Annotated in this window: 15 protein-coding genes and 1 pseudogene; 4 read left to right on the top strand and 12 right to left on the bottom strand. The window is 45.0% G+C overall.

The window, feature by feature from the left end:
- Positions 1-983: 983 nt before the first annotated feature.
- The 10 genes from PX482_RS24650 to PX482_RS24605 all read right to left on the bottom strand — a co-directional run bounded on the left by PX482_RS24650 (position 984) and on the right by PX482_RS24605 (position 6,567).
- Positions 984-1,292, bottom strand: coding sequence for a DUF2442 domain-containing protein (locus PX482_RS24650; protein ID WP_002752921.1), 309 nt, complete (start codon positions 1,290-1,292; stop codon positions 984-986).
- Positions 1,273-1,509 (bottom strand): DUF4160 domain-containing protein, encoded by a 237-nt coding sequence (locus PX482_RS24645; protein ID WP_002763445.1) that lies wholly within the window; start codon positions 1,507-1,509, stop codon positions 1,273-1,275. The genes PX482_RS24650 and PX482_RS24645 overlap by 20 nt, the downstream gene beginning before the upstream one ends.
- Before the next feature lie 142 nt (positions 1,510-1,651).
- Positions 1,652-1,702, bottom strand: coding sequence for a hypothetical protein (locus PX482_RS24640; protein WP_230400958.1), 51 nt, complete (start codon positions 1,700-1,702; stop codon positions 1,652-1,654).
- A gap of 190 nt (positions 1,703-1,892) precedes the next feature.
- Positions 1,893-2,261 carry a hypothetical protein gene (locus PX482_RS24635; protein ID WP_002752923.1) on the bottom strand — a complete coding sequence of 123 codons (369 nt, stop codon included), beginning with the start codon at positions 2,259-2,261 and terminating at the stop codon, positions 1,893-1,895.
- The gene (locus PX482_RS24630; RefSeq protein ID WP_002752924.1) at positions 2,258-2,533 is read right to left on the bottom strand and encodes a hypothetical protein; all 276 of its coding nucleotides are present in this window, start codon (positions 2,531-2,533) and stop codon (positions 2,258-2,260) included. The genes PX482_RS24635 and PX482_RS24630 overlap by 4 nt, the downstream gene beginning before the upstream one ends.
- 249 nt (positions 2,534-2,782) lie before the next feature.
- A complete protein-coding gene (locus PX482_RS24625; RefSeq protein ID WP_002763443.1) occupies positions 2,783-3,148 on the bottom strand; it encodes a clan AA aspartic protease in 366 nt (121 codons plus the stop codon).
- Entirely contained in the window at positions 3,145-3,420 is a 276-nt protein-coding gene (locus PX482_RS24620; RefSeq protein ID WP_002739245.1) for a hypothetical protein, read from the bottom strand. The genes PX482_RS24625 and PX482_RS24620 overlap by 4 nt, the downstream gene beginning before the upstream one ends.
- Before the next feature lie 246 nt (positions 3,421-3,666).
- Positions 3,667-4,482: a hypothetical protein gene (locus tag PX482_RS24615; RefSeq protein WP_069474479.1), complete on the bottom strand. Its 816-nt coding sequence runs from the start codon at positions 4,480-4,482 to the stop codon at positions 3,667-3,669.
- A gap of 508 nt (positions 4,483-4,990) precedes the next feature.
- The gene (locus tag PX482_RS24610) at positions 4,991-6,442 is read right to left on the bottom strand and encodes a RecQ family ATP-dependent DNA helicase (protein ID WP_288093727.1); all 1,452 of its coding nucleotides are present in this window, start codon (positions 6,440-6,442) and stop codon (positions 4,991-4,993) included.
- 2 nt (positions 6,443-6,444) lie between these two features.
- Positions 6,445-6,567, bottom strand: coding sequence for a hypothetical protein (locus tag PX482_RS24605; protein ID WP_288026490.1), 123 nt, complete (start codon positions 6,565-6,567; stop codon positions 6,445-6,447).
- Positions 6,568-6,622: 55 nt separating this feature from the next.
- Between PX482_RS24605 and PX482_RS24600 the strand changes: the two genes are divergently transcribed.
- The 3 genes from PX482_RS24600 to PX482_RS24590 are packed head-to-tail and all read left to right on the top strand — an operon-like array spanning position 6,623 to position 7,849.
- The gene (locus tag PX482_RS24600) at positions 6,623-6,808 is read left to right on the top strand and encodes a DUF3285 domain-containing protein (RefSeq protein WP_002752941.1); all 186 of its coding nucleotides are present in this window, start codon (positions 6,623-6,625) and stop codon (positions 6,806-6,808) included.
- Positions 6,809-6,819: 11 nt separating this feature from the next.
- Positions 6,820-7,332 carry an rRNA maturation RNase YbeY gene (gene ybeY, locus PX482_RS24595; protein WP_002763439.1) on the top strand — a complete coding sequence of 171 codons (513 nt, stop codon included), beginning with the start codon at positions 6,820-6,822 and terminating at the stop codon, positions 7,330-7,332.
- Positions 7,333-7,360: 28 nt separating this feature from the next.
- Positions 7,361-7,849, top strand: a complete 489-nt coding sequence (locus tag PX482_RS24590; protein ID WP_002763438.1) for a diacylglycerol kinase family protein — start codon at positions 7,361-7,363, stop codon at positions 7,847-7,849.
- 153 nt (positions 7,850-8,002) lie between these two features.
- On the opposite strand, the gene PX482_RS24585 is transcribed toward PX482_RS24590, so the two are convergent.
- A complete protein-coding gene (locus tag PX482_RS24585; protein ID WP_002763436.1) occupies positions 8,003-8,185 on the bottom strand; it encodes a hypothetical protein in 183 nt (60 codons plus the stop codon).
- A gap of 132 nt (positions 8,186-8,317) precedes the next feature.
- On the opposite strand from PX482_RS24585, the pseudogene PX482_RS24580 reads away from it, so the two are divergent.
- Positions 8,318-8,482, top strand: a pseudogene (locus PX482_RS24580) (DUF4327 family protein); the annotation flags it as partial.
- Positions 8,483-8,709: 227 nt separating this feature from the next.
- Here the strand turns inward: PX482_RS24580 and PX482_RS24575 are convergent.
- Positions 8,710-9,900, bottom strand: coding sequence for a class I SAM-dependent methyltransferase (locus PX482_RS24575; protein ID WP_288054823.1), 1,191 nt, complete (start codon positions 9,898-9,900; stop codon positions 8,710-8,712).
- Between the last annotated feature and the right edge of the window lie 380 nt (positions 9,901-10,280).

The following is a 10,280-nucleotide window of genomic DNA, read 5'->3' as shown; positions in this document are numbered from 1 at the left end:
AGTCGTAAGTCCGGTTTTGAAGCAGGGGGTGGGAAGGCGACTTCCTGCTCTACTGTAACGGGTGTGGGGTGTAGGGTTTTACCCATTTTCAGGCGGTCAATTACCTAATTTTCAGGGAAAAAGTCCCTGAATTTTCCTCCCAATCACTCCAATCGCTGGTACTTTTTGATTTCAAAAAAGTCTAAAAATATTATCCAACAAGGTTTTTAGATTTATTCAGCAACCCCTAGATAGGCCAGCGTTTCAATCGGGACTAACTTCTGGGAAACCCGCTATATATCTCCTGCAAAAATCAAAAACCTTCCGTTAGGTTAGGAGAATCCGAGACAGGAGAAGAAAAAAGACATAGAAAATTTAGTACAAACGCTCTGCTCTGGCGCTCCCTAGCTTACCAGAGGTCGATTATTCACTAAATGGTATCAAAAAAATCGGGTCTAAAACCTCGTCTTTACTCGTTTTATTGTAACGGGATTTGGGATCACAACTTCAATCAATGTGCATGGTACGTTCCCCAAAAATCGATCGCTGGAGCAGTAGGACTTGCATTAAGGAACGCACCCTACAGCGATAGCGATCGCACTGGTGTTTTTCAAAAAAAGCGTGAGATTTGCCATCTGGCAGGGTTGATCGCAGAGCGCAAAGAAAAGCGCAATCGCTCGTTGTTAAGCCTCTGCCTCATTGTCAAGGTTTAAGTAGGGTCTGCTGAAAAAGTTTTTCGGTGGGGGCAGGGTGTGGGGTGTGGGGTGTGGGGTGTGGGGTTTTACCGGTTTTGAGGTGGCCAATTACCTAATTTTTAGGGAAAAAGTCCCAGAATTTTCCCCCTGATCACTCCCATACCTGGTACTTTTTGATTGACAAAAAGTCTAAAAGTCTTACCCAACAAGGTTTTTAGATTTATTCAGCAAACCCTAAGTAAATTTTGATATAAATTACAGGGCAAGAATGGAGGAGTTTGGGTGGCACAACAGAAACATTGTCCCCATTTACTCGGTTACAGTTTGTCTGCGAGTTGTTAACCATCGATTCAGGGAGCGTGAACTCTCGCTACTGCGCCGACCAGCTAATAGTCCTTCGATACCAATATGCTCATCTAGATCGAGCCATTCGATAGCACATCCATCCGCTAAGAGTTGCCAATTTTGACGCTCGGCGGGGGAGGCGTGCAGTAAACGAGGGTACCATGTTAGCGGAACGGTGATGCTGCGACCGTCGGCTAGGTCGATTATTAATTTATCGTCGGTTAGGGTCACTTGATGGGCAATTGGCTCGGTTTCAAGGGTCAAAGTAATCATGCCATGCGGTTAGGATTGCGGGTTGATGTTCTGTTATTAGTTTAGCAATCTGGTTTAATTCATGTTCTTTGAATCCTCGGTTTTTCTCTAAGGTAATGGGATCAAGCCAATATTTAGCGAGTTTGCGATCGCGTTTGACATGGATATGGGCTGGCTCTCGTTGATCTGAACTGAAAAAGATAAAACTGTAAGGCCCAACTTGAAGGACGGTAGGCATGAGAAAAGCTATTTTAAAGGTATATTTAGCTCTATGCTCTTATTATATGTCAATTTCTCTAATTCACAATTACCCACAAAAAAAGAGACCCTTGCAGATATCCTGTTGTAATACCTTCAATTAACGCTTAGTTTTTGTCTGCCTAGGCGCGGCGGCGCTTGAAGCCAGCCCCCAGAGCGACGACGGCCCCCAGACCAACGAGAGCAGAGGGTTCCGGGGTTTGAGCGGGAGGAGCGGCATCGCACTTTAACCCACAGTTTCAATCAATGTGCATGGTGCGTTCCCCAAAAATCGATCGCTGGAGCAGTAGGAGCCATATTAGGGAACGCACCCTACGGCTGCGTTGTTAGACCGCGCCTCACCGAATCTCTTCTAGCACTGGCTCATAAGGCTTCAATCTTGACCTTACCGCCCTCAATGTTATCGACCTGCAACCGATATCTGTAAAGCAGCGCCATTCCTAGTAGAGGCTCTGTTTCTGATTCTGCAATATCAATCTCTTGGTACTGCCCATCCCATATCACAGTCCCAGTGTACAGATCAAAATAAGTTTCACTGCCATCACCCAGCGTGACAAAATCAGAACCACTCCAAGGTAAATTTAATGTAGCGATGATTGTAGAGGGCAAAGATAAAAATCCATTGAACCCAGTATCAATCACCGCGTCAACCGCTTGCAGTTGCCGATTTGAGTTTCCGACTACAATCCTTAGCGTGGCTTCACGCCGCAAATTTACAACACCTTCCATCATGGATTTTTCTTCAAACTCCGTGCCCCGAAATGATAAACAGCGCGATGTCCGATACGAATGATCCAAGGTTGGGCATCGGGGTGACGTTCAAAGAGTCGATTAGTTGCAGGCACAACGTTTTCATCGACTTCAAACTCTCCAGTTTCAATGTCGATCGCTACAATCTTACCTTCATTACCGGCTTCGACTTGCTGCCGAATGCCAGATTCGTAGAGTTTTTGCCCTCGCTCGGCTAACTCATCTTTGGGATAACGCCGTTGACGAACTGCCATAGGGTTGACCTCAACTCAGTATTTTGCCTTAATGATACTCTGATTTATTCTAACGAAGTGCTCCCGCTCTACTACTGATGAGCCGCCTCATCGGAAGCCCCCCAGTGGTGCACTTCAAATTTGAATCGGCGCTTCAATCAATGTGCATGGTGCGTTCCCCAAAAATCGATCGCTGGAGCAGTAGGAGTCGCCTTAGGGAACGCACCCTACAAGATCGGCGTGCTGCTACGCAGTGCCTTCGGCATCGCACTACAAATCATCAATCGTTACCAACCCACCTTCCGTAAACTGAATCACAAGTTCATGGCTATCTAATAAAGCAGTTCCAACCAGGGGTCGCCGCCCTGTGGCAAATACACGAGTTTCTCGCTCCTCACCATTCCAGATAATAATTGCTTTGTGAAGAGGCAGCATTACTTGGCTGTTGTCTGCTAAATTCGCACGCATATCGTACCTGAAAGGAAGATTCAGTAATGCTACTGCTTCGGGTGGTAAACAAAGCTCATCTGTAAATCCTGTATCTACTACAAACTCAATCGGAAAGTCAGCGCGATTTGGAATCCGAAATGGGATAGTGATAAGCGGGTGTCCATTAGCCACAATACCTGAAATCACTTAACTACACGCTCCATAACACCCCCACCAAAAGCGGCAGCAACGTTGTAGCCAATTTTGATCCCAAAGAGCCGAGCATGGGGGTGTTTCTCGCTCAATAAGTCAGCAGCGTGTAAGCCATTTTCATCAACTTTGTAGTCACCTGTTTCAATGTCAATGATAACCATCTTGCCAATGTTTTCTTCAACTTCCACCTCTTGGCGGATTCTGCTTTCGTACAGTTTCTCTGCACGTTGAGCAACTTCTTCACGGCTTAAAAGGATTGCTTGCATATACTAACTCCTGATTACGATTTGACTTCTGGAGACCCCTCTATAATATCTCACAGGTCTGTAGGATGAGCTAATGCCCATCCTACTACGTCTCTACAAGATCAGCGATCTGCTACCCAGTGCCTTCCGCATCGCACTTTAACCCACAGCTGCAATCAATGTGCATGGTGCGTTCCCCAAAAATCGATCGGTGGAGCAGTAGGAGTCGCCTTAGGGAACGCACCCTACGGCTTCCAACACATACTCTTAGAAGTCTGCTCGGCAACCTTTGACCTCACTCTGTTTTGGGAATTCTTGAATAGCTCTGATTCGTTCTACTGTTAAGGTTGGACGATTTATGCATTCACCATCTCCTCCCACTTGGATTAAATACTCTCGACCTTGCGAATTATTGAACTGGCGAATCATTTTTAACTCAACTCCTGCTCCAATCAATGTATAGGCAACTGCTTTTACGGTATTCATGTCTACTCCTGAACCAAACCAAATAGCATTTGTAGGTACTCCTGGAAGTTGGGAAGCAGATGTATTTAGCTTAACACCCAAAGCTTCTAGCCGCGATTTCACAATATTAGGATCTACATTTTTGGGAAAATACTGTACTGTGATGCCTCTTCTTTGATCAGCATTTCCACTAATTTTGTTTAGTGACTGACTAGCCTGTAAACTCTGACCAATCTGACCCTTATTCGGATTGTTGATGTTCTCCTGACTCCATCCAAGTTTCTCAAGAATATTGCGAATGAATTTTGTATCACTTCCTGTTACATCGAGTTTTGATTGCATTATATTAACAGTTTGCAATAGCTCGGAGTTTTGCTTATTAACTTGAGATAGATTATCGCTCAGATTCTTGATCTGGGAATCTTTTTTTGCTTCTGTTGCTTTAGATTCTTGCTCCTTACGATAGCCAAAATATACAGTACTACAAGCACTCACAATTATTAAGGCTAGTAAAATGAATTGCCAGATTTTATGTTTCTTATCTTTGGGATCTGCATAAAGTGAAATAACGCCCGAAAATAGTCCAATTAGGGAAGTGATAATTAATTCAAATGGCATAAAAATTTAGATTGATTTGCTAATGTTACAATTTCGCAGCAATTTGCTTATTGTGTCTCAGCATAAAAGATGTATAACTAAATCTTATAAAGAGACTTTCCGTATAACACTCTCCAGAGTAACAATATAGGTCAACTTCTAGCATATCACCCCATTTAGGCGCAATCGCCCGAACTTTTCCCAATATCACGCCCAAAAGCGTGTTAGCCAGATTAGCTTACTGCAAACAATCTCCTTTTAAGGAGACTTATCACAGAAGCTTTCTAGAAATCTAGCAAAGATTCTTATATCTGGCTGCACTTTGTCACAAAATTTCACTATTATTTCGGGTAAGGTATGGTAAATCCCTTGATAGATTCAATCGGGACTAACTTCTGTGAAAACCGCTATAAATCTCCTGCAAAAATCAAAAATCTGACCTTAGCTGAGGAGAATCCCAGACAGGAGGAGAAAAAAGACAGGAAAATTTAGTACAAAAGCTCTCACCCCTTTCCTGCTCTGGCGCTTCCTAGCTTACCAGAGGTCGATTGCGACGACAATTATCACAATGACCACAGCGAAAATTATCGGCATTTTCCTGAAAACCAAAGGCATTTAAGAGAAAGTGCCAACGACAGCGACGGGTATAGAGATAGGGAAATATCTCATTTCTGGGTTTAAAAGTCATCTTGGCTGAATTATGAGGATAAATAAGCCGATAATGAAAAGGATCGAGCCATTCTAGGCGATCGAGACTGTGTAAAAGGGAGAGAATGAGCGCACCATCGGGAAATTCGGCACTAATCGCCTCTACTTTGCCCTCTAGGGGAATTTGGGCTAAAATTTGCCAAGCTTGTCGGTATTGGCGCTCCTGTTGGGAGTTAAAGAATTTTTGCTGGTTTTTATCGCTATTATCTAACCATCCCGTCGGTTCACTAATTAAGGTGAGAGCCTGCATTTTACCCCCATCGCGACCACCGCGGCCGATTTCCTGTAGGTATTCCGATAGTAAAGCTGGGGGTTGGTAGTGGACAACCCAACGCACATCGGGTTTATTGATACCCATGCCAAAAGCTGAGGTACAGACAACAAAAGTTAAATCCCCCCGCAGCCAATTTTGTTCTATTTCCCGACGCTGAAAGGGGGATAAACCGGCATGATAGGCACTGGTGCGATAATGGAGAGATTGCAACCATGTCGCTAAATTTTCACTATGGCGACGGGAACGAGTATAGATCAGGCCGGATTGTCGAGGTTGACCGGTGAGGAAGTTTAATAGTTGATGACGACGACAACCGGGGCTAATACATATTTTGGTGCTTAAGTCAAGGTTTTGACGGTAAGGATTTATTAAGAAAAGTTGTGGTTTTTCTAGTTGTAAGATGCGGGTGAGAGTCTCACGGGTAGCGGGGTTAGCGGTGGCGGTAAAAGCAGCGATCGCTATTTGGCTGCCGGCCGGTTTCGATTGCAGAAGAGCGGGACGGACGGCCCCAAGACGACGGTAAGCAGGACGAAAATTATCGCCCCACTGGGTTAAACAATGGGCCTCGTCGAGGATGAGAGCGTTAATTTTAACGTGGGGAAGGGTTAATTTTGACCAGAGGGGCGGACTTAAGAGGGTTTCTGGGGAAAGATAGAGAAGTCGCAGGGTTTGATCTGCGATCGCTGCTAAGGTTTTCTTTCTCTGTTGTCGGGGGATTTCGTTATGAATCAGGGCGACGGGTAGTTTTTTAGCTAATAATTCCTCCACCTGATTTTCCATCAGGGCCACTAGGGGAGAAATCACTAGGGTTAAGCCGGTTTTTAATAAAGCGGGCAGTTGAAAACAGATAGATTTACCAAATCCCGTGGGCATGACAATTAGGGCATCCTTTGCCGCTAAAATCGTCTCGATAATCTCCTGTTGGGGAAAGCGAAAGCTATCATAGCCCCAAATTTTTTGAAAAATAGTCTGGATGCTTTCGGGATATTGGGAAGACATGGTTAGACTGCTGGGGTGTGGGGTGTGGGGTGTGGGGTGTGGGGTGTGGGGTGTGGGGGAGTTGAGCGGTTTTGACTATCCCGGAAGGGGAACGATTTTCCCCCGGACTTGAATTTTTTTGGCACTTTTTTAATAATCTGTTACACTTATAGCGATCAATCTTTGTCTGGGGAATTACTGATGACTGAACCTGTTAGCACCACTGACCCCGCAGTAGAAACCGCCACCGAAGCGCAACCCAGTTACGTCAAGCTGGCGATGCGGAATATGGTCAAGAAAAAAGGCGTCTCGTTAAAACACTTTTTTTTGACTACAGCAGCCCTATTAGGCTTTTTTGTCGGTATTTCCTATCTGACGCGTCCCTAGGGTGAAATCTGGTGAGTGAGACTTTGCCCCTAGGGGTGGATTTATGCCTACAGGATAATTATTTTAATCCCGGAAATAGTCCTGTGGATGGGGAAACTTGGCACTATTGGTTGGAGACATGGTTAGGCTATCTATCGGATTATCTCCCCCTTGCCGCCGGTTATGAACTAAGTTTGCGTTTAACAGACGATCGAGAAATTCAGACCTATAATTGCCAATATCGCCACAAAGATCAACCGACGGATGTTCTCGCTTTTGCCGCTCTGGAAGTGGATTTACCAGTGGATGAGGGCATTTTAGAGACAGAACCTTTATATTTGGGGGATATTATCATCTCTGTGGAGACAGCACAACAACAGGCTTTAACACAAAATCATTCTTTGGCGCGAGAATTGGCCTGGTTAACTGCCCACGCTTGTTTACATCTTTTGGGTTGGGACCATCCCGATGAAACAAGTCTGTTAGAAATGCTATCTTTACAGGAAACTTTGTTAAAAACCGTCGAAATGCCGATACATAGTTAGTTATTTTTGTCAAGCATTATTGAGGAATATGAAGACAAACTATCATCAAGCCAACCAATCTACCAGCCTATCTAATCCCTATCTCAACAATAATTTTATCCCTCGATCGGGACAGGTTAGTGAGGGCAACAATCCCAGTCAAAGAGAATACGCTTGGCAAGTCGCCTCGAATCTGTTAGTCAGTTTTCGCTACGCTTGGGCCGGAGTCCGTTATGCTTTTGTTAGTCAAAGAAATTTTCGCATTCACACCCTGATTACCCTAGTAGCGGTTAGTTGGGGCTTATTTTTGCGGGTTAATGCCATGGAAATGGCGATTGTCACCCTTACCTGCGCTCTGGTGATGGTCTTAGAATTAATTAACACTGCCCTAGAATCAGTCGTAGATCTGACGGTGGGGCAATCCTACCATGATTTAGCCAAAATAGCGAAAGATTGTGCCGCTGGTGCCGTTTTAATCGCCTCGATCGCCGCTTTACTCGTAGCGGCTTTTATTTTTATTCCCCATTTATTAGTTTAAGTGGGAAGTGGGAAGTGGTGAGAGAGGAGTAGGGAGAAAAAGCTAACTCCTGACTCCTGACTCCTGACTCCTGACTCCTGACTCCTGACGGCTAAAAAAGCCGATTCGGTATAAGGGGACTCGACAGCTTTTAGCCGATAAATTTAACTTTTCTTAACCTAAGCCTAAACTGGTGAGGGGAGAGGGTTTCGCTATATATAAAAAATTGTCATCCTCGATACAGCAAAAAATCTCTTTTGTCCCCTTATAGGTTAGAGTATAGTTATTGATAAGACTTTTTTGTAGATCTTGCAGGAAATCTCCCATGAGTGCCATAACTTTCTCCACCGCTCCCACCGCTTACTCTATCAGGATGATTAAGGACGAAGTCCGTCAGATGGTAAGCTAAACGGCTTTTACTTCGGATCACCGATATAGACTCCAAAAGGGTTATAGCTATTGGATCATGCAGGTTAAGCGCCGTTTAGCTTAGAACAGGGGGTAGTGAGCAGACACCAACCGATCTACACCCTCTGTCAGTTCATTCCCCCTCGGGAGTGGGTTTGTGTTGAATGTGAACTAGAACGGTGTGACTACCTTCTCAGGGATCAAATTGGTGACTTAATCGCCTCGGAATCTTGGGATAATGACTAAACTCCCGTTTGCCGATCTGGGTAAAAATCGGACCAATCAGAAATTTATCAGCCTTGTCCACTCTATATAACTATTATAATTCAGCCCCGGTTAATTCTGGGGCTGAAACTATGGGGAGAGAGGGGGATAATTGTTGAGAAAAAAGAATTTTTGGCAAAATTTAGCCAAGTTAGTTTAAAAGTTACCCATTGCCAAGGGACGCTATCTCTAACATCCCCAAATTTTCCCTAACTTAAAATCAGTAGTTGGCGCTGTTGTAAAGAACGCACACCAGTTAATCCTAAACCAACTTGAGCATCGATTGCTCCCACGGTTAAACGACCATCACAAGCTTGTAAAAAAGCAAATTCTCTCTCCGAGAGATTAACCGGCCGATAATCGTAATCTAGAACACTTGCACTAGGCCAACCGTAAAGACAGGGATGAACTTCGGCCACTGCATTCTCGAGGACTTGATCCCTGGACCAATCGGCAGTCAAAATCGGTGGTTTAGCGAGGAAAAATTCATAGTGGGTGATTTCCGGGTCTAATAATTCCGTCAAGCGATAACGTTCCCTTTCCCCTAAATTTTGCGCTCTAGCCATCAATTCGGGGGATTTACCCAATAAACGCTCTAATTGCCAGTAGGAAGGGTTAGAAAAGCCAATAAAGGCTAATCCTGACGCATCAATCAGTTGAAAAAGGGTATCGATATTATAGTCCACTTCCCGGGGGTGAACGTACATATCAGCGAAGGACTCATCGCGATGATTTTCCATTGACCAACGCTCTTTTTCCCGTTTCAAAATGCGATTATTTTCTGGTAGGGAGGCAAAAATCTCTCGGCCGACAGCGACCCCATCTTTATAATCCCCGCGCCGGTCTCCTTGCAAAAGTGCGATCGCCGATTGCATTAACTGGATTTCCCAGCGGCCCAATTGTGCATAGACAAAAATGTGCAGCAGACCACCGGGGGCCAGTTTTTGCGCGAGGGATTGAATCCCTTTAATCGGGTCCGGGAGATGGTGCAGCACCCCGACGCAGTTAATTAAATCAAATTCTCCGGGGAGATTAGTGGCGGATTCAAGGGGTAAATGGTGAAAATCCAGAGAACCTCGGTGTTTTGGTGCGACTCCAGAACGATTACAGCGTTCTTTGGCGATTTCTAGGGCTTTTTCACTGATATCTATAGCGACTATATTAGCAAAAGGGTTGAGCGCGAGCAGATATTCGGTTCCCGCACCAGTACCACAACCCGCATCGAGAATGCGGATATCCTCTCGTTCGGGTTTACGATGACAACAAAAGTTATAGGCAGCAATCCAATTCCAGCGCCAATTGTAACCGGGAGGAGGTTCATCTAGGAGCGGTTCGGGGGGGAAAGGATAGGTATTGTAGAGACGTTGTACAGCAGTGCGAATAGTAGCGTCGTCGGACATGAAAATTGGCGGAGTTTAGGATAACACTCGATCGATTGTCTCACAGACGGCAGCGATCGGGAAAGTCGGCTGGGGTTTTTTTGAGTTGGTCGAGGGTAAATAGGGTTTGCGGCAAAAAGTTTTTCCTGGGGGTAGGGTGTGGGGTGTGGGGTGTGGGGTTTTACCGATTTTCAGGTGGTCAATTACCTAATTTTCAGGGAAAAAGTCCCGGAATTTCCCCCCAATCACTCCAATGGTCGGCACTTTTTGAGGGAAAAAAAGTCTAAAAACCTTATCCAACAAGGTTGTTAGATTTATTCAGCAGACCCTAGATAGTCAACAGCTTACCTGCGGGCGAATGGAAAAGGAATTTCTGCCCATCTCCCTAACCCCCGCCAGCT

This window comes from Microcystis sp. M53602_WE12, from assembly GCF_030065455.1.
GTDB classification, from domain to species: Bacteria; Cyanobacteriota; Cyanobacteriia; order Cyanobacteriales; family Microcystaceae; genus Microcystis; species Microcystis aeruginosa.
The sequence above is the reverse complement of the archived record's forward strand: the minus strand, read 5'-3'. Positions and strand labels throughout refer to the sequence as shown.

Bases quoted from the DNA above. Each gene is read 5' to 3' on its own strand.
- PX482_RS24650 (WP_002752921.1), bottom strand. From the start codon at position 1,292: ATGATTACTTTGACCCTTGAAACCGAGCCAATTGCCCATCAAGTGACC.
- PX482_RS24645 (WP_002763445.1), bottom strand. From the start codon at position 1,509: ATGCCTACCGTCCTTCAAGTTGGGCCTTACAGTTTTATCTTTTTCAGT.
- PX482_RS24635 (WP_002752923.1), bottom strand. From the start codon at position 2,261: ATGATGGAAGGTGTTGTAAATTTGCGGCGTGAAGCCACGCTAAGGATT.
- PX482_RS24630 (WP_002752924.1), bottom strand. From the start codon at position 2,533: ATGGCAGTTCGTCAACGGCGTTATCCCAAAGATGAGTTAGCCGAGCGA.
- PX482_RS24620 (WP_002739245.1), bottom strand. From the start codon at position 3,420: ATGCAAGCAATCCTTTTAAGCCGTGAAGAAGTTGCTCAACGTGCAGAG.
- PX482_RS24615 (WP_069474479.1), bottom strand. From the start codon at position 4,482: ATGCCATTTGAATTAATTATCACTTCCCTAATTGGACTATTTTCGGGC.
- PX482_RS24610 (WP_288093727.1), bottom strand. From the start codon at position 6,442: ATGTCTTCCCAATATCCCGAAAGCATCCAGACTATTTTTCAAAAAATT.
- PX482_RS24600 (WP_002752941.1), top strand. From the start codon at position 6,623: ATGACTGAACCTGTTAGCACCACTGACCCCGCAGTAGAAACCGCCACC.
- PX482_RS24590 (WP_002763438.1), top strand. From the start codon at position 7,361: ATGAAGACAAACTATCATCAAGCCAACCAATCTACCAGCCTATCTAAT.
- PX482_RS24575 (WP_288054823.1), bottom strand. From the start codon at position 9,900: ATGTCCGACGACGCTACTATTCGCACTGCTGTACAACGTCTCTACAAT.